Source organism: Microcoleus sp. BROC3 (genome assembly GCF_036702515.1).
GTDB lineage: Bacteria > Cyanobacteriota > Cyanobacteriia > Cyanobacteriales > Microcoleaceae > Microcoleus.
Genome location: NZ_JAUBTQ010000018.1, coordinates 1 through 20,582 on the forward strand (window position 1 = coordinate 1; position 20,582 = coordinate 20,582).

Below are 20,582 nucleotides of genomic sequence, written 5' to 3' on the forward strand. Positions count from 1 at the left end.
CAGGGCTATTTTCTGACAATTATTCAAGGGCCCCAAGGTGTTTCGCTGCAATACACTCAGAAAGTAATGGACCAAGTAGAAGCAGAAATCCTCAAACTTCCTGAAGTTGTCGGGACTTTTTCAGTGGGTGGATTTGGTTTTAGCGGTAGCACTTCTAATCAAGGCATTATATTTACTACACTTAAAGCCTGGGAAGAACGTCACGGAAAAGATCAAACTGTACAAGCGATTATTGATAAGTTGCGTGGTAAGTTTTTCGGGATTCCAGAAGCGAGAATTTTTCCAGTTAATCCGCCTGCAATTCAAGGTTTAGGTCAATTTGGGGGTTTCCAATTTCAATTGCAAGACCGCAAAGGTAACAGCGGTTTAGATGGCTTAGTCCAGACTATGGGCGGGATTTTAAAGCAGGCAAATCAGACACCGGGATTGCAGGCGGTATTTAGTACGTTTGCAGCGAATACGCCTCAGTTAATTGTGGAGGTTGACCGCAATCGAGCTAAGGCTCTAGATATTCCCATTGATGATGTTTTCAGTACGTTACAAACTGCTCTGGGTGCTCAGTATGTGAACGATTTTAACCTGCAGCAGCGCAATTATCGGGTGTATGTTCAGGCGGATAAACAGTTTCGTGATAACCCTGAAGATATTGGGAAATTGTATGTGCGTTCTGGAAAGAATGAAATGATTTCTTTGAGCAATTTGGTGAAGATAACTCCGGTGGTGGGGGCGCAAACTGTTAACCACTACAATTTATATAGGTCAATTGAAATTACTGGCACTCCGGCTCCGGGCTCGAGTTCTGGACAGGCGCTAAAATCGATGGAAAAGGTGTCGGCTGAAGTTTTGCCCTCGGGTTTTGGCTATGAATGGTCGGGGAGTTCTTTAGAAGAAATTGAGTCGGGCGGTCAAGCACCGATTATTTTTGGTTTGGGACTGATTTTTGTGTTTTTGGTTTTGGCGGCGCAGTATGAAAATTATGTCGATCCTTTCATTATTTTGCTATCGGTGCCTCTGGCGATTTTAGGCGCTCTTTTAGCTCAGTCGTTGCGGGGTTTGGCGAATGATGTTTATTGCCAGATTGGTTTGGTGATGTTGATTGGATTGTCAAGTAAAAATGCGATTTTAATTGTGGAGTTTGCGAACCAGTTACGGGAGCAGGGATATTCAATTGCTAAGGCGGCAGTTGAGGCTTCTCAAGAGCGTTTACGACCGATTTTGATGACTTCTCTGGCTTTCGTTTTGGGTATTGCTCCTCTGGTTAACCCAGAAGGTGCGGGTGCAGCGAGCCGCCGATCGCTAGGGAATGCGATCGCGGGGGGGATGGTTGTTTCTACTGTCTTGAGTTTGTTTATGGTGCCGGTTCTGTATGTGGTGGTTGTCTCGGCTCGCGATCGCTTTAAGAAGCGCGATCGAGTAGACAATCTGCCCGAGGATGGCACAATTTTGAACGGGAAAACAACTCCCCACGAGGAGATTGAACGCGATAAAGTATCGCCATTGTAGTTGGTAATTAGTTCCTTCAACTATCCCGTTAGTGGTTCTTTCTTCAAAATACCAGACTATCTGTGCCACCGACTTTTTTATTGTGGCGACGCTGTGCGGCTACTGTCGGAGAAGATTTTTTGTGCAGGTAGCGATCGTCCGATCGCACCCCATCGTGCAATAATGATATGACTTGCACAAAAGCTCTATTAGTAGGTAAATCTTGCCTACCTTACCGCTACATATAGCGTCTCAACTGTCAACCCGTGCAAGTTCCCAATTAAACCGGCTGTTGCACTACACAAATTTTTCCTAATGGCTGAAGTCCCCCTAAATCCCGCAGAACTTGCAGAAGCCCTCAACGGCTTTACCGATATCAATTTCCAATTGCCAGACCCAGAAGACGAACAAATACCAGACTTTGATTTTGAAAATCAGGTTGACAATGCCTGGAAAGTGTGCGATCGCTTCGACTTGCAAACCGACATTTGGCGGGGACGCATTCTCCGAACAGTTAGAGACAGAGAAAAAAAAGGCGGCGAAGGACGCGGCACTGGCTTTTTGAACTGGCTCAAAGAAAGAGAAATTGGCAAAAGTCAAGCCTATTCTCTAATAGAATTAGCTAATAGTGCAGATACTCTGATCGAGCAAGGAGATTTAGACCCAGATTCCATTAGAAACTTCAGCAAAAGAGCCTTTGTAGAAACCGCCAAAGCATCCCCCCAAGTGCAGCAAATGGTAACAGATGCAGCCGCAAATGGCGATCGCATCACCCGCCGCGAAGTCAAACAACTCTCCGACGAATGGATGGCAATGAACTCAGATTTATTGCCAGAAGAAGTCAAAGAAAAAGCATCTAGCGGTTCTCTACCTTCCCGCTACCTCGCTCCTTTAGTCAAAGAAATGGAGAAACTTTCCCCATCTCACCAAAGCGAAATTCAAAAAGAAGTAGCAGAAAATCCCGACGTAGATACTGTCAAACAGCTAACATCCGACGCCAAAAACTTATCTAAATATCTCGACGCCGCCGCCCAAGTGCAAGCTCTCAATCAGTCGCACCTCGACATGGAAATGGCCTTAGAAGAATCTTTGCGAGTAGGCTGTTTGGGAACCACCGCAGACGTTGTAAAACAAGCCGCACAGCTAGAACAAACAGTAGTCAAACTCTACACAATTTGGAAGCGTTTAGGCAGTTTGGCAGATAGATTATACGTGGATACAGGAGCAAGCACACCCAATTTGCGGTTGCTTTTGGGATGCTTGGACAGTCTTTCGGGAGAAAAGATTGAAGTAGATTTCGGAGACGGAGAACGCTCTATTCGCTTGCAAATTTTTAGCGAATAGCTCAACCTTGACCGCAGATAAACACCAACCTTCCGGCTCATTATGGGCGTGTATTCCTGTTCATCTGCGGTTAAAATTTCTGATTTTTTTCCAAAGATAGCGGGGATTCAAATAACGCCGATATTTGGTAACTACTTCTTTCCCCAACAGCACCACGCTAATCCAAAAACAAACTTCTGCCACAACAACCAAAACGACAGATAAAGTAGTTTTTTGCGTAAGGTTCAGCGGCAGGAAGGGCACAATAAATAAGACTACTAACCATGGTACAAAAGATACGATAAATAAAAACAAACCGAGCTTCTGCATAGATTCACATACTACAGCTTTAATATCCCCTTTATATCTTAGTCCACTTAAAGAGAACTTCGTTTGTATAGTAGCGATTTCAATTGCCGAGTGACTGCAAATTCACATCTTGTACCAATGTCAGCAACAGGCAAGATGCCTGTTCCACAAGAATATTTAGTATTTGTGGAACAGGCATCTTGCCTGTTCTTGAGAATTGTTCAACAAATGACTACAAACTTAATTGCGAAGCATTTCCAACTCAATTCTTAATCCCCGTCGCCGCAATCCCCCGTATAAACTCTCGTTGACCGGCCAAAAACAGCAACACCACCGGTACAGTTCCAATTACCACCGCCGCCATCAACAACTGCCAACTGCTAGTAAACTGTTCCTGAAATTCGGCCAGAACCAACTGCACAGTCCGCAACTCGGGCCGCGTCGTAAACACCAGCGGCTTAAACAAATCGTTCCACTCCCCGATAAACGTAAACAAAAACAGAGTCACCAAAGCAGGGCGGGCCAAAGGTAACATCACCTGCCACAAAACCTGCCAGCGGTTAGCCCCATCCAGCATTGCCGCCTCCTCCAACTCCACCGGAACAGTCATAAAATACTGGCGCAGCAGAAAAATCCCAAAACCGTTAGCCGCCGTCGGCAAAATCAGCGCCCCGTAGGTATTCAGCAGATGCCCCCACTTCAAAACCAAGAAAATCGGAATCACCAAAAGCTGAAATGGAATTACCAGCGTCGCCAAAACCCCCAACACAATCGCCTGTCGCCCGCGAAACTTCAGCCTGGCCAAGGCGTAACCGGCTAAAGCAGAAGTCACAACCTGAAAAGCAGTTACTGCGATCGCCACTAGAGTAGAATTAACAAATGCCAACAAAAAATTGCCCCGTCGCCAAGCCTCCTGATAGTTCGCAAAAGTCAGGCCTGTGGCCTTGACACCGACACCAGATGGTGATAAGGAAACCCAAAATACAGCAGCTAGTGGCAGCAGCACCAGCGCAGCACCCGCCAGCAACAAAATAAAACTCAGCAGTTCCAGCGTTTGAGACCTGTCAAAGGATTTACCCATAAATTTGTGAATTAACCTAAAATAATAAGCCTGTGAGGTTCTCCAACCCGATCGCCTCCCAGATTCCCATACAACAACATAATAGTCGTAGAGGGAAAGAAGGAGTACCTAGGGAGGAAGTTGTGGTTAGGATATAATGTTATAGATAGAGTTGGTACTGTAAAACCCTGAAAGGTGGAGACATAGACCGTATTTCTATCATCTATTTCCGGGCAAAAGAGCGACTAACGACTAATTCAAGTAATTAGTAAATAGATAGCATTCTAGCGATAGTCTTTCTGGAGTGTTCGACGGCAAAAGTCCGCCAAACACGCTGAGGACGCCAGTTTTTCCCGGAACGTCAAAGAAAAGTTCTTTGTCGAAAGAATCCTCAGCTATAATCTCTGATTTAGATGGGGTGCGTTCAAAAAAGGTAAAGTGCACAGTCACTGACCCCCAATTTGAAAGGGGTTTGCAGACATCCCACAAGCTTAATATGAGGAGACTACATATCTATGCCCCAGCTTGAGGCCAGCCCAACAATTGACTTTCAAACCGAAACTTACAAAGATGCTTACAGCCGCATCAACGCCATTGTGATTGAAGGCGAACAAGAAGCTCACGACAATTACCTGACACTGGCCGAACTGTTGGCTGACAAAAAAGCAGAGTTAGTTGGCTTGTCCAAGATGGAGAACCGCCACATGAAAGGCTTCCAAGCTTGTGGCCGGAATCTTAAAGTCACGCCGGACATGGCATTTGCCAAGCAGTTCTTTTCGGAACTGCACAAAAACTTCCAGACGGCTGCGGCCCAAGGTCAGATTGTAACTTGCTTGTTGATTCAATCGCTAATTATCGAGTGTTTTGCGATCGCAGCTTACAACATCTACATCCCCGTCGCCGATGACTTTGCTCGCAAAATCACCGAAGGCGTCGTCAAAGAAGAATACACCCACCTCAACTTTGGGGAAGTCTGGCTGCAAGCTCACTTTGAGGAATCCAAAGCCGAACTCGAAGCTGCCAACCGCCAAAACCTGCCCATCATCTGGAGACTGCTAAACTCTGTCGCAGACGATGCCCGCGTTTTGGGTATGGAAAAAGACGCTTTAATCGAAGACTTTATGATTGCCTACGGCGAAGCTCTAGGCAACATAGGCTTTAACAGCCGCGACATCATGCGGATGTCAGCACAAGGCTTAGCAGCCTAGTTAATTAGGAAATAAGGAATGGGAAAAAAATTAAAAATAAAAAATCAAAAATGGGATACCTCATTTTAAAATATAAATTTTTAATCTTCCCATCTTCCATCTTCCATTTTCCATCTTCAATCTTCAATCTTCCTTCATTTGACAACTTAATGTTTGGTCTAATCGGTCACTTAACCAGCTTAGAACACGCCCAATCAGTAGCTAACGAGCTGGGCTATCCAGAATATGCCGATCAAGGTCTCGATTTTTGGTGCAGCGCACCGCCCCAAATAGTTGATCAGATCACCGTAACAAGCATCACTGGACAAAAAATAGAAGGCCGCTATGTGGAGTCCTGTTTTCTGCCAGAAATGCTAGCCACTCGCCGGATTAAAGCAGCCACTCGCAAAATCCTTAATGCGATGGCACACGCTCAAAAAAACGGGATTAACATCACTGCTTTAGGCGGCTTTTCTTCGATCATTTTTGAGACTTTCAACTTGCAGCAAATTAAGCAAATTCGCAATCTCAAGTTGGAGTTTGAACGCTTCACCACTGGTAACACTCACACCGCTTACATCCTCTGCCGTCAAGTAGAACAAGCAGCCCCAAAATTGGGAATTGAACTTTCAAAAGCCACTGTAGCGGTTTGCGGTGCTACTGGGGATATTGGCAGTGCGGTGTGTCGCTGGCTCAATGTTAAAACAAATGTAGCAGAATTGTTGCTGATTGCCCGCGACAAAGAACGATTGCAAGATTTGCAATCGGAATTGGGGCGAGGCAAAATCATGGATTTGGAAGAAGCCCTGCCCCAAGCGGATATTGTAGTCTGGGTAGCCAGTATGCCAAAGGGAGTAGAAATTGACCCTAAGACATTGAAGCAACCCTGTTTATTGATTGACGGTGGCTATCCGAAAAATTTGGCAACTCAGGTTCAGCATCCAGAAATTTACGTACTCAATGGCGGCATTGTGGAGCATTCCCTCGATATTGAGTGGAAAATTATGAAGATTGTCAATATGGATGTGCCGGGCAGACAGTTGTTTGCCTGTTTTGCCGAATCAATGCTGCTGGAATTTGAAAAATTGTATACCAATTTTTCTTGGGGACGGAATCAAATTACTGTCGAAAAAATGGAGCAAATCGGTGAGATTTCAGTTAAACACGGTTTCCGACCTTTAATGTCATTTTGATGTGATTTGTTGCAGTTATTGGTTATTGCGGAAAGTTTTTCTGATAATAACCAGTAACTTTTTTGAGAGAGTTAACAGTTAACCGTTAACATTATGTCCGATCGCACGACGAAAAGAAAAGTTGTGTGTAGTTCTCAACCAGCCCAGGGGATTAGCGACAAGAGTTTGTCTTTTTTCTGATATTTGATGGTCGGCGACAACAGCTAATATAGACAGGGCTGTTAAAGCTTCCGTAGAGGTGAGCTCGATCGCGCTGGTGTCGCTGATTGGACTTGGGAACAGTTCAGGGTTAGGTCTTTTGTGGCTGTCGGGAGCCGAGCGGCGCGGAGTAATATGCGCGTAAACATCAGAAGCAAGCAATAATAGTGTAGCAAAAAACGAGGCTCAAGCCTCTGGTTTTCAACCAGGTTGCTAAGCAAAGCAAAATTCAAAATTCAAAATTCAAAACTTCCCCTCTTTTTCAGCATCCCCTGACAGGGTAGGATCGGGAAATAGTCGATCCACAAAACCTTAAAACCTTATAGAAATTATCAGCGTGGCAAACCCCGACCGCAAACCACTACTCTTAGATTTTGAAAAGCCCCTGGCCGAACTCGAAACCAGAATTCACCAGATTCGCCAACTCGCCGAAGAAAACAGCGTCGATGTCACCGACGAAATTCGCAAACTCGAAGCGCGTTCGGCTCAACTGCGACAAGAGATTTTCAGCAGCTTGTCCCCCATGCAGCGACTGCAACTCGCCCGTCACCCGCGCCGCCCCAGTACCCTCGATTACATTCAGGCAATTAGCGACGAGTGGATCGAGCTTCACGGCGATCGGCGCGGCGGAGACGACCCGGCCCTCGTCGGCGGAATTGCCCGCATAGACGGGCGTCCCACAGTCATCATCGGTCATCAAAAAGGGCGCGACACTAAAGACAATATCGCCCGCAACTTCGGCATGGCAGCTCCCGGCGGCTACCGCAAAGCCCTGCGGTTGATGGAACACGCCGATCGCTTCGGAATGCCGATTTTCACGTTTATCGACACTCCCGGGGCTTGGGCGGGCTTAGAAGCAGAACAGCTAGGACAGGGAGAGGCGATAGCCTGCAACCTCCGAGAAATGTTTCGCCTCGACGTTCCCATTATTTGCACCGTCATCGGCGAAGGCGGTTCCGGCGGCGCATTGGGTATCGGTGTCGGCGAGCGGCTGTTGATGCTGGAACATTCCGTCTACACCGTCGCCACCCCCGAAGCTTGCGCGGCCATTCTCTGGAAAGACTCTGGCAAAGCTAACTTGGCCGCAGAAGCCCTCAAAATTACTTCCTGGGATTTGAAAAACCTCGGCGTTCTCGATCAAATAGTACCAGAGCCGATCGGCGGCGCTCACTCGAATCCCCTCAAAGCCGCTTCCCTACTCAAACAAGCTTTGTTGGAAAACTTAGCAGAACTGACACAGCTTACGGCTCAGCAGCGACGGCAGCTCCGGTATCAAAAGTTTCGCCACATCGGTGTATTCACTGAAATTTCTGCTTGAGCCGATCGATTCAGAGTTATCGGTTATGAGTGAAAAATCTCTTAACTTCCAACTCATAACTGATAACTCACCAGTCACTATTCTGCGAATCAGTCAGCAGTGTTATAATTTTTCAGGTGACACCGGCTTAACAGTTCTTAATGTTGATCTCATAATTAACTGTTATCGCCCGCAGCAGACAGTTGTCTAATTTGCCGAAGAAGGCTGCAACGCTGTAGGGAGTTGCCGAGCGAAAGTATTAGGACACTGAATGAACCATCCAACCACAAAGCAGGCTCTGATTACCGGAGCTAGCAGCGGTATTGGCAAAGCGACGGCTCTAGCGTTCGCCGCCGAGGGCATAAATCTGGCCTTAGTTAGCCGAGAGTCAGAAAACTTAGAAGCCGTTGCCGCCGCAGCCAGAAAAGTCGGAGTGAAAGCAGAAGCTTATCCCTTAGACTTGGCAAAAATTGAGCAAGTGCAAAGCAGCATCAGCGCGATCGCAGCTCAATTCGGCCCCGTAGATATCCTGGTCAACAGCGCGGGTATGGGCTACACCGGCTCCTTGACGGAAACGTCGCTAGCCGACTGGCAGAGCGTTTTAGACCTCAATCTTACTAGCGTTTGGCAGTGCATTCTAGGAGTTTTGCCCTCCATGCGCGATCGCGGATCGGGAATCATCATCAACGTTTCCTCGATCGCCGGCAGCCAAACTTTCCCTAACTGGGGAGCCTACTGCGTCAGCAAATTCGGTCTCATGGCTTTATCTAAAACCTTAGCCGCCGAAGAACGGGCTCGCGGAATTCGGGTAACAGCAATCTGTCCGGGTTCTGTCAACACTCCCATGTGGGACACAAACACCGTGCAATCCGACTTCGATCGCACCGCCATGTTAACGCCAGAAATCGTCGCGCAATCAATTCTGCACGCAGTTCAGTTGCCAGCGAGTGCAGTAATTGAAGAAATCACCCTCATGTCCAACGCAGGAGTTTTGTGAACTTGAGATTTGAGACTGCTGGATTTTTCTCGAATTCAACAATCTTTGAATCTCTCGCTATATCCCCCTATCGAAAATCTAAAATCTAAAATCGATTCACCCTCACACCAACTTGTTATGACAATTGCATCTTCCACCGATTCCAATGGCTCGAACTCACTCTCGACTGACAGCATGAAACTGTTACAAACCGCAGATAATAACTCCCCGCGCATCCCCATTCGACCAGATCGCAATTCCTCGCACGGTCAAGAATCCAGCGTACCCGTACCCTCAGAAGTTGGCCAGGAAGAAATGATGGAGGCGGTTCGCACCCTGCTGCTGGGAGTAGGAGAAGATCCCGAACGCGAAGGATTGCTCAAAACCCCAAAGCGGGTAGCAGAAGCAATGCGGTTTCTCACCAGCGGGTACAGTCAATCCCTAGAAGAACTCCTCAACGGCGCTATCTTTGACGAAGGTCACAACGAAATGGTACTGGTGCGAGACATCAGCGTATTCAGTATGTGCGAACACCATATGCTGCCGTTTATGGGTCGAGTTCACATTGCTTACATTCCCAACCAAAAAGTAGTGGGACTGAGCAAATTAGCCAGAATTTCCGAGATGTACAGCCGTCGGTTGCAGGTGCAGGAACGTTTGACACGTCAAATTGCCGAAGCAGTTCAGACAATATTGGAACCGAAGGGAGTAGCTGTAGTCATGGAAGCCAGCCATATGTGCATGACGATGCGGGGCGTGCAAAAACCCGGTGCTTGGACGGTTACGAGTGCCATGTTGGGCGTGTTTCAAGAGGAACAGAAAACTCGGGAAGAATTCCTGAATTTGATCCGCCACCAACCCGCATTCTTTTAGTCAGTTGAGAGTTGGCAGTTGGCAGTTGGCAGTTGGCAGTTAACAGTAATTAGTAGGTTGGGTTGAGGGACGAAACCCAACATCATCTATCAAGCAAGGCTAATGATAACTAACAGTCAGCAGTCAACAGTCAACAGCCAATCGATTTTAGATTTTAGATTTTAGATTTTAGATTTTAGAATTGAAGCATTGAAGCATTGACCCCACGGATAAATTCGGGGGCTTGTCGATCGGATACACGTTTTTTATTTCTGGACGGATGAATCCGGGGGCTTGTATCCTGGATGCTTTCGGTCAATAGCCAGAGTAAAGGCTGCGGGAGCGATTCCAAAATCTCAAATCTCAAATCTCAAATCTCAAATCGGATGACGATCGACTGATAAACCCATAAAATAGACGGGTGACTCATGATTTGTGACTAATGAATCAAATTCAATCTAGTAGTAACTTTGTTATACTGTTTTGAAACATAGGCTGCTATGTTAGGCGGCTATCTCCAAAAAAGTAGACTAGAGCAATAATCTAGAAAAAGTCTAGAAAAAGCAGAACCTTGATAAATCAATACTTTGGAGCAAAACACCATGAGAGCTGACAAGCGTCCCCAACCTTGCGATGTAACCGTGTACTCTGACAAAGGCAGTCTTGCCTTGCGCTTCCCCAAGCGCCATAACCCTCTGTGGGAACAACTGGACGGAAAGTCACTCAACGGCAAGCCCAAGTGCCTAGGAATAGGCAAATACGGCTATAAGGACAACCCCGAGGACTGGAAGCGAGCTACCCAATTAGCGATCGCACTTGAAGTAGACCTCGATCACCCCGAGTGGGAAAAACTGTTTGACCCTACTCTCGCTAAGTACGGACTGGGGGGCGGCAAGTACGCCAAACTAGCCGACGTACTTCAACTACCGGGAGCTAAACAACCTGAGCCTGAAATTACGGTAGGGGAGATGTGGGAAGCGTACCTAGAGTGGAAGAAGACTGTTGTTGAAGAGACTACGTTTAGGGCTACTTATGAAAGAAAGTTTTCTAATATAATTTATGGAAAACTTTGGGACAAGCAAGCTAGAACGTACAAGGGAGCTGACAACCGTCCTCTTTCTGAGTTTTCCTTAAACGACAAACAACTTAATGGCGAACTAGGAAAAATTAAATCTCACGCTAAATCTTTGTTTTTCAGAGAAATTAAACGAGCATTTGATTTTTCAAAAACTAAAGGGTTATTGCGACATGAAATAACGACAGATCCTTTTGTCGATTTAGAAGAGTACGCAACGCCACATCAAACCACTCAGGATAAATACTCACCCAAAATGGTGAACGGTGAACTTAAGGAGTGGTACGAGATACAAGACGAAAAAGAACTTGAGAATGACCGACGTGCTTTCACCAAAGAAGAACGCGATACCATCATCCAAGCCTTTTACGAGTCAGAATCTCTTACCGCAAGTGAATGTATAGCTCCTTTAGTTCAGTTTTATTTTTTAACAGGTTGTAGGACAAGTGAAGCTTTTGCACTTACTTGGAACGATATCGACTTTGAACGCCGAGTAATTCGATTTAGCAAATCACTAGGTGCATCAACACGTAAGGTCAAGGAAACTAAAACAGGTGAGATACGTTTGTTTTACTTTAAAGCAAAATCCAGTTTAGAGGAATTACTTTTGGCGATAAAACAAAAAAGTATTGATTCTAAATTGGTTTTTGCTAACAGTAAAGGTGGAGGTATAACAGCTTCTTTGTTAAAAAATCACTGGCTTTACCATACTAGCAAAAGAATACTTGCCGATGGAACTACCAAAACTTATTACTACCCCGGTATAGTCCGACAACTAGCCGATGAAGGTAAAATCTCTGGCTACCTGCCCCAATACCATACTCGTCACACGTACATTACTCTTGCTGCTCACGCTAACAAGCACGACAACAACGCTTTGCTTTATATCGCTACTTCTTGTGGTAACAGCGTTGATGTAATTCTCAAGCACTATCTAGGGGTCACTGAAAACACCCAAATTATTGAAGCTTAACCCTCACCCTACCGACCGCCCCCTAAAAAGGGCGGTTTTTTATTGCCGATCGCACGGCACGGAAGAAGGAAACTTTCAATCGAACTGTGTGCATGACGTGAACGAAACAAGAAGGGCCTCTGAGTATTTGTGTGTATTTTCTGGCTTAGCCGCCTAACTTAGGCGGCTATCTGTGAAAAGAAGGTAAATAGCCAATAAAAACCCGGCTGTTAGACCGGGCAAAACTTAGAACCTTGATAAATCAATACCGATCAATTTTACTCAACTGGGGGGAACAGTCTGTTCGGACATCCTGGCTACCAGCTCTTGTAGCTGGGATGTACTTGTCGAAACCTAGCAGGTTTGAACAAGTTTTCCTGCCGTGATTTACGGCAAAATATTTCTCAACCCTATAGGTTTTGCAGCACAAAAATATGCGAAATTATGACCCCTTAGCAGCCGACCTGTAAAGGTGAGCTTTGCAAAATGTCCGAAACAGTTGGCGGGCGTTTTCCTCCGAGGGCTGCTCTCGGCAGTATTGAGTAAAGTCAGTTACAACCTCAGCCAGCAAGGCAACTAGCTCGTTGTCGTCACTCTCAAACACCTTCTGCCTAGTGCCGTCAAACAAAAGTTGATAAAACTCTTTGAGGAAGCAATATTTGACGTAATTTGCGTTGTAGGATAGAAATCTTGACTTAAGTGTCGCTGACTTAGGGCTTTCGGTTTTAAGGAACGATTTTTTGTACTGAATCATTCCTCCTTCTTGAAGCATCTCGATTTGGGGCGAGATAAGGCTTCTCGTTTCGTGCCAGGGGGTAGTCTCGATTTCCATTTATCCTCGACAGTTAAGTCCTTTTTTACAAAATAATGTTCTCAATTGCTAATTCCAATTGAGAAAACAGCGGTCATCGGGGCCCAATCCCGGTGGCTGTCTCTCGTGCTTTGACGATCGCAGTAAATGACACTTCAAGTCAAGCCGCAAATTCGGGCAAATACCTTCATTTTGAGAAATAGCCGCCTAACTTAGGCGGCTAAGCTCAGAAATACACTCAAATACTCTTAAATAGTCTGTTTTACTAGGAACAGAAATAAAGCCCCCTTTTAAGGGGCGCAGCTTCCTAATTCCCTTTTTGGGGTTTACCCCTCAATCATCTCCAAAAGTGCCTCTACATCAGCAAGCGAGGCTGTCGATTTCTTCCTTTTAGCCTTCAACTGGTTAAGCAGGTTGGCTGCCTCTGGCAGTTCACTTTGCACCCGCAGGTTACCTAACTCGTTCTGCAACCGTTCAACCTCATCCTTCAACCTATTCACTTCATCACTCGAATCGCGTGTGTCAGGGGATAGAGTTACACTTACTTCTATTTTAGGACTGGCACTATTCACTGTGTCGTGCGGTTCAATACCTTTATCAAGCTGTCGAGCATATTCGAGGGTTGTATCAGCTAAAGCGATCGGCACTCGGATGGTGCGGGTAGCACCCGACCGCCAGGGGGAGGAAAACTGAGTTTTCTTGATTGAGTCGATGTGTCCAGTGGGGTTTGGCATAGTAGTAGTTTAACAAGGTTTATCGCCTGTGTCAGGCGCTTCGCTTACTATAACAGTACCGATTTAAGACTGTCAACCCCGTGACACAGGGATTTACTACTTTCAGTTACTCCCAGAACCCCTCAAATCGTTGGGAGAGAGTTGGGTATAGCGGACACTGTGGTGTCGGTAAAGTTAGACTAGAAATCTTCTAGAATTTACGCTCTCTCTAAGTAAGCTAGCTCAACGTCTGAAACGACGTAAATACGTTAGTTGACTAGAAAGTGTCTAGAAAGTAAGATTACAGTAATCAAAAGTATTGAAATTGCGAAGCGTTCATGAATCCTATTAAATTCGGTACAGATGGCTGGCGCGGCATCATTGCTGACGATTTTACATTTGATCGCGTAGCGTTAGTCGCTCCCTTAGCGGCACAAGTTCTCGCACAAACCGGCGGCAGCGATGGCAGCAGCGGTACCGTAATTGTCGGTCACGACCGCCGATTTCTGGCTGAAGAATTTGCCAAAACAGCGGCCGTTGCTATCCAAAACGCAGGATTTGACGTGCTGCTTAGCGAATCCTACGCCCCCACTCCAGCTTTCAGTTTAGCTGCCAAACAATTAAATGCTTTGGGTGCGATCGTCCTGACAGCCAGCCACAATCCCGGTCCATATTTAGGGTTAAAAGTCAAGGGCGGATTTGGCGGTTCAGTTTCGCCCGAAGTTACTCAACAGATAGAAGCAAAACTCGAAAATCCGGCGGCACTTTCAGAAACTCCCGGGAAATTAGAGAATTTCAATCCTTGGCCGGCTTACTGCAAAACCTTGCGGGAAATGGTAGATATTGAGGCGATTAAAGAAGCGATCGCCAGCGGCAAAATTACAGTATTTGTAGATGTAATGCACGGTGCCGCAGCAGGAGGATTAGCTCAAATTTTAGAAGAAATAGTACACGAAGTCAACAGCGATCGAGATCCGCTGTTCGGCGGCGGTGCACCGGAACCTTTGCCGCGCTACCTGTCGCAGTTATTTCGGGTGATGCGCACTCACCAGCGACAAAGTTCTGGTTTGTCAATCGGATTTGTATTTGACGGAGATAGCGATCGAATTGCAGCCGTTGACTCTAGCGGCAACTTTCTCAGTTCACAAATCCTAGTTCCCATATTAATCGAACATTTAGCTTCACGGCGCGGCTTGACCGGGGAAGTCATCAAAACAGTCAGCGGTTCAGACATAATTCCCAAAATTGCCAAGCTGTACAACTTGCCATTATTTGAAACGCCGATCGGTTACAAGTATATAGCCGATCGAATGTTAACAACCCAAGTCTTAGTCGGCGGCGAAGAATCGGGAGGAATTGGCTACGGTACGCACATTCCCGAACGAGATGCTTTGCTGTCAGCGCTGTACTTGTTAGAAGCAGTTGTCAAATCAGGGGAAGACTTAAGCGAAATTTACAGCCGACTGCAACAAGAAACAAGCTTTACTTCAGCTTATGACAGAATCGACTTGCACTTAGCAAACATGGAAGAAAGGTCGCGTTTGCTGTCGCTGCTGCAAAATCAACCCTTAACAGAAATCGCCGGCAAAGCAGTTGTAGATTGCAACAAAGTTGACGGATATAAATTCCGTTTAGCCGACGGAAGCTGGCTGTTAATTCGGTTTAGCGGAACCGAACCAGTGTTGCGGCTGTATTCAGAAGCAGCGACCTTGAAAGAAGTTATGCAAAACTTAAACTGGGCGAAAACTTGGGCGCAAAATTAATCGGAGTTTTGAACCGCAGATAAACGCCGATAAAAACAGCTCAAATACTATCAGCGTTAATCAGTGTTCATCCGCCGATATCTGCGGTCAAAAAATCCTATTATTTCCCAGCCTACAAGTAACAGATTCCCTACCAACCAGAAACAATATAACTTATTTGCGAGTGTGCGACGTTTTTTTGTTAATATCAATCCGTAAGTTTTAATTGAAATAATGACCGATCGCAAATTGTTAGTTGTAGCTACGGGCAATTCGGGTAAACTCAAGGAAATGCAAGTTTATCTTCAGGAGTTGGGATGGGAATTGCAACTCAAACCGGAAGAGTTGGAAATCGAGGAAACAGGCGAAACTTTTATTGCTAATGCTTGCTTGAAGGCGTCTGAAGTGGCAAAAGCAACCGGCCAATGGTCGATCGCCGATGATTCTGGTTTAATGGTAGATGCACTCGACGGTCAACCCGGGATTTATTCCGCGCGCTACGGGAAAACCGATGCTGACAGGATATCTCGACTCCTCAAAGAATTAGGCAACGAACAAAACCGGGAAGCACAATTTGTCTGCGCGATCGCGATCGCCCGTCCCGACGGTACAATTGCCTTGCAAGTAGAAGGAATTTGTCGGGGCGAAATTCTGCACGCTACTCGCGGTACCGGAGGTTTCGGATATGACCCCATTTTTTACGTACCCGCACAGCAACAGACTTTTGCAGAAATGACACCCGATATCAAGCGATCGCACTCTCATCGCGGTCGAGCCTTCCATGCTTTACTACCACAAATGGCGAATATTGTCAACCAAAACTGAGGCAAAAAAAACAGGGGCATGGGAATTGGCAATCAGACATCAGAACTGAACAGGGAAGAGGCTTTCTCCATTACCAATTACCGATGACAGATGACCGATGCCCGCTGCCCCAAGATCTTAGATTGCTTCCTGGTTTTTTTCCCCAGTCCGAATCCGAATAATTTGTTCTACAGGAGAGATGAAAATCTTGCCGTCGCCAATCTCGCCCGTGCGGGAAGCAGCGATAATTTTATCAACCACCATGTCAACCTGATCGTTTTCCACAACAATCTCGACCTTGAGCTTTTGCAAAAACTCAACGGTGTACTCCGAACCCCGATAGCGTTCAGTCATGCCCTTCTGACGCCCAAAACCTCTAACTTCAGAAACAGTCATCCCCACAATGCCAGCATTGACGAGCGCGATTTTCACTTCGTCTAGTTTAAAGGGGCGAATAATAGCTTCAACCTTTTTCAACTTTCTCACTCCTAACATTACTACTTTCGTTATATTACTTAATCGGCGTGACATCTTTTAAGATCGCGGCCAACAGCAAGTATTTTGTCAAATATATTACCCTATCTTGTACTCGCGATGAAATGCACGCCAACCTTTAACAATCTTCTCGGATTTTCCGGGAGTGTGGGCTCTCGGCTCCGGTCGATCGCGGTAGAGTTAAAAAGACAGCAGCAGCCCTCCCCCGCCATCTGCTAAAACAGAAAAAGAACGCAGGAGACAGGAGTTTTCCGAGGTTCCGCTTTGCTATGTGAGATTTGCACGTATTGCTGAAAACTATAATTGCCAGAGGCGGTCAGTTAAACTATTCCTATGCACCCAGCTAGCCCTCCCCCTGACCGCAGCGGGCTTGATGCCCTACTGAGAAATCGCCCCTTCCTCGCCTTGTGGACGGGCCAGTTATTGGCCCAAGTGGCGGATAAAATCTTTTACGTATTGCTGATTATTCTGCTGAAAACAGGCGACTACCGACCCTGGCCTGTTTCTTGGCAGCATTCGGAAAATTCTATGCTGTCAGCGGTGATGATTGCCTACACGCTGCCGGCAATCGTATTTGGTTCGGCCGCCGGTATCGTCGTAGACCGCTTTTCCAAAAAGCAAATGCTGATCGGCTGCAACGTGATTCGAGCCGTGCTGATTATAGCTTTGCCGTTTTTGCCCAAAGCTTTTGCCGTTTTGTTGGCGATGACGTTTTTGATCTCTACCGTAACGCAATTTTTTGCTCCGGCAGAGCAGGCTGCAATCCCCCTGGCCGTGGGACGAGAGGGACTGATGTCGGCAAATGCGCTGTTCGCCTCGTCCACAATGGGCGGGATTATTGTCGGTATGACGATCGGCGAACCGCTGTTTAGTTGGGTCAAACACAGCTTCGGAGCAGCTTCTCAAGAGTTTTTGCTGGGCGGGTTGTACCTGATATCAGCAGGTTTGATCTATGCCATGCGGATCAAAGAAACTCATGCCGGCAGCAGTGGCAAAAACGTCCATCCTTGGCAAGACCTCAAAGAAGGTTTGCGCTATTTGAAACACAATCACCTTGTCAGCAACGCGATGGTGCAGTTGACGATTTTGTATTCGGTGTTTGCAGCGCTTCAGGTGCTGGCGATCGCACTTTCAGGCAAAATAGGTCTCAAAGAAACTCAATTTGGCTTTTTGCTGGCTGCTGCGGGAGTCGGAATGGTCTTCGGCGCAGCCTTTTTGGGACACTGGGGCGGTCGCTTCCACCACAAACCTCTGCCGTTAATCGGTTTCTTGATGATGGGTTTTGTATTAGCAATGTTTTCCTTTACCCGACAGTTGTGGGTGGGATTCGGATTGAGTGCTCTGTTCGGTTTTGGTGCTTCGTTAATTAACGGGCCGATGCAGGCTCTGATTCAAGAAAAAACTCCAGAATCTATGCGGGGCAAAGTCTTTGGATTGGAAAACAATGCGATTAATATTGCTCTGAGCCTGCCTTTAGCGATTACCGGCCCGCTGACTGATGCTGTCAGCAAAGCCGTCCGATCGGATGACCTCGGCTTGCGGATCGTGTTACTGAGTTTGGGCTTTTTGGTATCGGTGATGGGCATGGCAGCTTGGCGACATACCCGCAAAGTCTTGCAGGATGTTCTCTGAACTTTGGCAAGAAGGAAGTTCGGCAACGAGCAATGTACGGGATGTAACGGATGTAACGGATGTAACGGATGTCAAGAAGAAGGGAGAAGGAAGAGGGAAGAGGGCTTTATTTTCGCGATCGATCTCTAACATAGCAATCCCCCTGATGGTGAGGAGGTTCTTAATTGCTGAAACGATTGTTTTTGTTGTCGAATGCCGCATGACGAATGCTATACAAGCGTCATATAGCGGTAAACCGGCATAGAAGCCGCGATTTCCTCTGTTTCTTTTCTTCCTCTGCTGTTCCACCATTTCTCGATCGGGCGAACCCAGTCCGATCGCGAAATCTTTCGTAAAATCTCACCACTTAAATTTTCATAGTTTCATTAATTGAGATTAAAGTAGTATAAAAGCTTTCATTAAAAATCATAATTAGTTTAAGGAAGGAAATTCTGTGCAACTAAAAACTAAAGTGACCATCAAGCGTGCAACTGGTGGATTTGCTCTGATTGACAGCTTGATCCGCCACGGCGTCAAGCATATTTTTGGTTATCCCGGCGGCGCAATTCTGCCGCTTTACGACGAACTCTACCGCGCTGAAGAAACTGGCGCGATCAAACATATTCTGGTGCGCCACGAGCAAGGCGCAGCTCACGCGGCTGACGGATACGCCCGCGCTACCGGACAAGTTGGGGTTTGTTTTGCTACTTCGGGCCCCGGCGCAACTAATTTAGTGACGGGGATTGCGACGGCGCACATGGATTCGATCCCGATGGTAATTATTACCGGTCAGGTTCCCCGTCCGGCGATCGGCACTGATGCGTTTCAGGAAACTGATATTTACGGGATTACCCTGCCAATTGTCAAGCATTCCTATGTAGTGCGCGACCCCAGAGATATGGCGCGAATTGTGGCAGAAGCTTTCCACATCGCGAGTACAGGGCGGCCGGGGCCAGTCTTGGTTGACGTGCCCAAGGATGTGGGTTTAGAAGAATTTGACTATCTGCCCGTGGAACCCGGATCGGTGAGAATTCCGGGCTACCGGCCGACGGTGAAGGGAAATCCTCGGCAAATTAATCAAGCAATCTATTTGCTGCAGCAAGCAAAGCGTCCTTTGCTTTATGTCGGGGGCGGGGCGATCGCAGCCGGGGCCCACGAAGAAATTAAGGAACTCGCCGAACTTTTCCAATTGCCGGTCACGACAACGCTGATGGGCAAAGGTTCCTTTGACGAAAACCATCCTTTGTCGGTGAAAATGCTGGGGATGCACGGCACTGCTTACGCTAATTTTGCCGTGACCGAGTGCGATTTGCTGATTGCTGTGGGGGCGAGGTTTGACGATCGCGTGACCGGGAAATTAGACGAGTTTGCCGCGCGCGCAAAGGTGATTCACATCGATATCGACCCGGCGGAAGTAGGCAAAAATCGCGGCCCTGATGTGCCCATTGTCGGAGATGTCCGCCATGTTTTGATCGATTTGCTGCGCCGCTGTCGGGAAACTGGAGTTTCGGGGAAGACTGGACAGACTGCGGAATGGCTGCACAGGATCGATCGGTGGAAACAGGACTATCCGTTAGTTGTGCCTCATTACCCAGACATTTTGTCTCCGCAACAGGTGATTTCTCAGTTGGCTACTCAAGCGCCGGATGCTTATTACACAACGGATGTCGGTCAACATCAAATGTGGTCGGCTCAATTCTTGAACAACGGGCCGCGCCGCTGGATTTCGAGCGCTGGTTTGGGCACGATGGGTTTCGGGCTGCCGGCGGCGATGGGCGCGAAAATGGCGCTACCCAATGAGCAAGTTATTTGTATTGCTGGCGATGCTAGCGTACAAATGAATATTCAAGAGCTGGGAACTTTAGCACAATACGGCATTAATGTCAAGATTGTGATTGTAAATAACGGCTGGCAGGGAATGGTGCGGCAGTGGCAGCAGGCGTTCTACGGGGAGCGTTATTCGTCGTCGAATATGACTGTAGGGATGCCGGATTTTGTGATGCTGGCTGAGGCTTATGGCGTGAAGGGGATGCTGGTTTCGCGGCCGGAGGAACTCAAAGATGCGATCGCTCAAATGCTCGCTCACGACGGCCCGGTGCTGATGAACGTGAAGGTGACGAGGGACGAAAACTGCTATCCGATGGTAGTTCCAGGTAAGAGCAACGCTCAAATGGTTGGTTTGCCCGATCGTAGCACGTTGCCATCTGCGGAGTTGATTTATTGTCCGAGTTGCGGTGCGAAGAATGTTTCGAGCAATAAGTTTTGTCCTGAGTGCGGGACAAAAGTTTAACGAGTTTTGAGTGGGCACTTAGGCTGTGCCTATTAGTCTCAACTTAAGGTCAAACGTGGTCATAGACTGCTGTTTATCGTCGAGGCCAGATCCCCCCTAGCCCCCCTTAATAAGGGGGGAACCGGAGCGAGCTCTAAGTCCCCCTTCTTAAGGGGGATTTAGGGGGATCTGGCCTCGGATAAAAGCGAGAGATACAAAGGTTTCAGACTTAA

21 protein-coding genes are annotated in these 20,582 nt (G+C 47.1%); 13 read left to right on the top strand and 8 right to left on the bottom strand.

Annotated features, from left to right (window positions below; translation table 11 throughout):
- The coding region (locus QUB30_RS13445; protein WP_333333951.1) for an efflux RND transporter permease subunit at positions 1-1,503 on the top strand (1,503 nt) is incomplete at its 5' end.
- Positions 1,504-1,546: 43 nt separating this feature from the next.
- Here QUB30_RS13445 and QUB30_RS13450 read toward each other — a convergent pair.
- Positions 1,547-1,681 (bottom strand): hypothetical protein, encoded by a 135-nt coding sequence (locus QUB30_RS13450; RefSeq protein ID WP_333333953.1) that lies wholly within the window; start codon positions 1,679-1,681, stop codon positions 1,547-1,549.
- A gap of 116 nt (positions 1,682-1,797) precedes the next feature.
- Here QUB30_RS13450 and QUB30_RS13455 point away from each other — a divergent pair, with 116 nt between their 5' ends.
- The gene (locus tag QUB30_RS13455; RefSeq protein WP_333333955.1) at positions 1,798-2,826 is read left to right on the top strand and encodes a hypothetical protein; all 1,029 of its coding nucleotides are present in this window, start codon (positions 1,798-1,800) and stop codon (positions 2,824-2,826) included.
- A 60-nt stretch (positions 2,827-2,886) separates the two neighbouring features.
- Here the strand turns inward: QUB30_RS13455 and QUB30_RS13460 are convergent, their stop codons facing one another.
- From QUB30_RS13460 to QUB30_RS13470, 3 genes are all read right to left on the bottom strand, one after another.
- Complete coding sequence (locus QUB30_RS13460; RefSeq protein ID WP_333333956.1) at positions 2,887-3,135, bottom strand: transporter suffix domain-containing protein; 249 nt, start codon at positions 3,133-3,135, stop codon at positions 2,887-2,889.
- A gap of 241 nt (positions 3,136-3,376) precedes the next feature.
- Complete coding sequence (locus tag QUB30_RS13465; RefSeq protein WP_333333958.1) at positions 3,377-4,195, bottom strand: carbohydrate ABC transporter permease; 819 nt, start codon at positions 4,193-4,195, stop codon at positions 3,377-3,379.
- Between the two features lie 231 nt (positions 4,196-4,426).
- On the bottom strand, positions 4,427-4,618 hold the full coding sequence (locus QUB30_RS13470) for a hypothetical protein (RefSeq protein WP_333303059.1): 192 nt from the start codon (positions 4,616-4,618) through the stop codon (positions 4,427-4,429).
- 71 nt (positions 4,619-4,689) lie between these two features.
- Between QUB30_RS13470 and QUB30_RS13475 the strand changes: the two genes are divergently transcribed.
- Positions 4,690-5,382 carry an aldehyde oxygenase (deformylating) gene (locus QUB30_RS13475; protein ID WP_333293278.1) on the top strand — a complete coding sequence of 231 codons (693 nt, stop codon included), beginning with the start codon at positions 4,690-4,692 and terminating at the stop codon, positions 5,380-5,382.
- 149 nt (positions 5,383-5,531) lie between these two features.
- Positions 5,532-6,554 (top strand): long-chain acyl-[acyl-carrier-protein] reductase, encoded by a 1,023-nt coding sequence (locus tag QUB30_RS13480; RefSeq protein ID WP_333333960.1) that lies wholly within the window; start codon positions 5,532-5,534, stop codon positions 6,552-6,554.
- A gap of 78 nt (positions 6,555-6,632) precedes the next feature.
- On the opposite strand, the gene QUB30_RS13485 is transcribed toward QUB30_RS13480, so the two are convergent.
- Entirely contained in the window at positions 6,633-6,914 is a 282-nt protein-coding gene (locus QUB30_RS13485) for a hypothetical protein (RefSeq protein WP_333333962.1), read from the bottom strand.
- A 175-nt stretch (positions 6,915-7,089) separates the two neighbouring features.
- Here QUB30_RS13485 and accA point away from each other — a divergent pair, with 175 nt between their 5' ends.
- The 4 genes from accA to QUB30_RS13505 all read left to right on the top strand — a co-directional run bounded on the left by accA (position 7,090) and on the right by QUB30_RS13505 (position 11,925).
- On the top strand, positions 7,090-8,070 hold the full coding sequence (accA, locus tag QUB30_RS13490; protein WP_333333964.1) for an acetyl-CoA carboxylase carboxyl transferase subunit alpha: 981 nt from the start codon (positions 7,090-7,092) through the stop codon (positions 8,068-8,070).
- A 250-nt stretch (positions 8,071-8,320) separates the two neighbouring features.
- On the top strand, positions 8,321-9,046 hold the full coding sequence (locus QUB30_RS13495) for an SDR family oxidoreductase (protein WP_333333966.1): 726 nt from the start codon (positions 8,321-8,323) through the stop codon (positions 9,044-9,046).
- Between the two features lie 117 nt (positions 9,047-9,163).
- Entirely contained in the window at positions 9,164-9,898 is a 735-nt protein-coding gene (gene folE / locus QUB30_RS13500) for a GTP cyclohydrolase I FolE (RefSeq protein ID WP_333333968.1), read from the top strand.
- Positions 9,899-10,479: 581 nt separating this feature from the next.
- On the top strand, positions 10,480-11,925 hold the full coding sequence (locus QUB30_RS13505; RefSeq protein ID WP_333333970.1) for a tyrosine-type recombinase/integrase: 1,446 nt from the start codon (positions 10,480-10,482) through the stop codon (positions 11,923-11,925).
- A 421-nt stretch (positions 11,926-12,346) separates the two neighbouring features.
- Here QUB30_RS13505 and QUB30_RS13510 read toward each other — a convergent pair whose 3' ends face one another.
- Both QUB30_RS13510 and QUB30_RS13515 read right to left on the bottom strand, forming a co-directional pair.
- On the bottom strand, positions 12,347-12,676 hold the full coding sequence (locus tag QUB30_RS13510; RefSeq protein ID WP_333333972.1) for a hypothetical protein: 330 nt from the start codon (positions 12,674-12,676) through the stop codon (positions 12,347-12,349).
- Between the two features lie 365 nt (positions 12,677-13,041).
- On the bottom strand, positions 13,042-13,449 hold the full coding sequence (locus QUB30_RS13515; RefSeq protein ID WP_333333974.1) for a hypothetical protein: 408 nt from the start codon (positions 13,447-13,449) through the stop codon (positions 13,042-13,044).
- Positions 13,450-13,766: 317 nt separating this feature from the next.
- Here QUB30_RS13515 and QUB30_RS13520 point away from each other — a divergent pair, with 317 nt between their 5' ends.
- Together QUB30_RS13520 and rdgB are read left to right on the top strand one after the other, a co-directional pair.
- Positions 13,767-15,191, top strand: coding sequence for a phosphoglucomutase/phosphomannomutase family protein (locus QUB30_RS13520; protein ID WP_333333976.1), 1,425 nt, complete (start codon positions 13,767-13,769; stop codon positions 15,189-15,191).
- Positions 15,192-15,404: 213 nt separating this feature from the next.
- A complete protein-coding gene (rdgB, locus tag QUB30_RS13525) occupies positions 15,405-15,995 on the top strand; it encodes an RdgB/HAM1 family non-canonical purine NTP pyrophosphatase (RefSeq protein WP_333333978.1) in 591 nt (196 codons plus the stop codon).
- A gap of 117 nt (positions 15,996-16,112) precedes the next feature.
- On the opposite strand, the gene QUB30_RS13530 is transcribed toward rdgB, so the two are convergent.
- The gene (locus QUB30_RS13530; protein WP_265234570.1) at positions 16,113-16,451 is read right to left on the bottom strand and encodes a P-II family nitrogen regulator; all 339 of its coding nucleotides are present in this window, start codon (positions 16,449-16,451) and stop codon (positions 16,113-16,115) included.
- 351 nt (positions 16,452-16,802) lie between these two features.
- On the opposite strand from QUB30_RS13530, the gene QUB30_RS13535 reads away from it, so the two are divergent.
- The 3 genes from QUB30_RS13535 (at position 16,803) to ilvB (ending at position 20,370) form a co-directional block, all read left to right on the top strand.
- Complete coding sequence (locus QUB30_RS13535; RefSeq protein WP_333333980.1) at positions 16,803-18,101, top strand: MFS transporter; 1,299 nt, start codon at positions 16,803-16,805, stop codon at positions 18,099-18,101.
- Positions 18,091-18,345 carry a hypothetical protein gene (locus QUB30_RS13540; protein WP_333333982.1) on the top strand — a complete coding sequence of 85 codons (255 nt, stop codon included), beginning with the start codon at positions 18,091-18,093 and terminating at the stop codon, positions 18,343-18,345. The genes QUB30_RS13535 and QUB30_RS13540 overlap by 11 nt, the downstream gene beginning before the upstream one ends.
- A 189-nt stretch (positions 18,346-18,534) precedes the next feature.
- Positions 18,535-20,370 (top strand): biosynthetic-type acetolactate synthase large subunit, encoded by a 1,836-nt coding sequence (gene ilvB / locus QUB30_RS13545; RefSeq protein WP_333333984.1) that lies wholly within the window; start codon positions 18,535-18,537, stop codon positions 20,368-20,370.
- The last annotated feature ends 212 nt before the right edge of the window (positions 20,371-20,582 follow it).

Excerpts from the sequence above, each read along its gene's own strand:
- QUB30_RS13455 (WP_333333955.1), top strand. The coding sequence starts at position 1,798 with ATGGCTGAAGTCCCCCTAAATCCCGCAGAACTTGCAGAAGCCCTCAAC.
- QUB30_RS13460 (WP_333333956.1), bottom strand. The coding sequence starts at position 3,135 with ATGCAGAAGCTCGGTTTGTTTTTATTTATCGTATCTTTTGTACCATGG.
- QUB30_RS13465 (WP_333333958.1), bottom strand. The coding sequence starts at position 4,195 with ATGGGTAAATCCTTTGACAGGTCTCAAACGCTGGAACTGCTGAGTTTT.
- QUB30_RS13475 (WP_333293278.1), top strand. The coding sequence starts at position 4,690 with ATGCCCCAGCTTGAGGCCAGCCCAACAATTGACTTTCAAACCGAAACT.
- QUB30_RS13480 (WP_333333960.1), top strand. The coding sequence starts at position 5,532 with ATGTTTGGTCTAATCGGTCACTTAACCAGCTTAGAACACGCCCAATCA.
- QUB30_RS13495 (WP_333333966.1), top strand. The coding sequence starts at position 8,321 with ATGAACCATCCAACCACAAAGCAGGCTCTGATTACCGGAGCTAGCAGC.
- folE (WP_333333968.1), top strand. The coding sequence starts at position 9,164 with ATGACAATTGCATCTTCCACCGATTCCAATGGCTCGAACTCACTCTCG.
- QUB30_RS13505 (WP_333333970.1), top strand. The coding sequence starts at position 10,480 with ATGAGAGCTGACAAGCGTCCCCAACCTTGCGATGTAACCGTGTACTCT.
- QUB30_RS13510 (WP_333333972.1), bottom strand. The coding sequence starts at position 12,676 with ATGCTTCAAGAAGGAGGAATGATTCAGTACAAAAAATCGTTCCTTAAA.
- QUB30_RS13515 (WP_333333974.1), bottom strand. The coding sequence starts at position 13,449 with ATGCCAAACCCCACTGGACACATCGACTCAATCAAGAAAACTCAGTTT.
- QUB30_RS13520 (WP_333333976.1), top strand. The coding sequence starts at position 13,767 with ATGAATCCTATTAAATTCGGTACAGATGGCTGGCGCGGCATCATTGCT.
- rdgB (WP_333333978.1), top strand. The coding sequence starts at position 15,405 with ATGACCGATCGCAAATTGTTAGTTGTAGCTACGGGCAATTCGGGTAAA.
- QUB30_RS13535 (WP_333333980.1), top strand. The coding sequence starts at position 16,803 with ATGCACCCAGCTAGCCCTCCCCCTGACCGCAGCGGGCTTGATGCCCTA.
- QUB30_RS13540 (WP_333333982.1), top strand. The coding sequence starts at position 18,091 with ATGTTCTCTGAACTTTGGCAAGAAGGAAGTTCGGCAACGAGCAATGTA.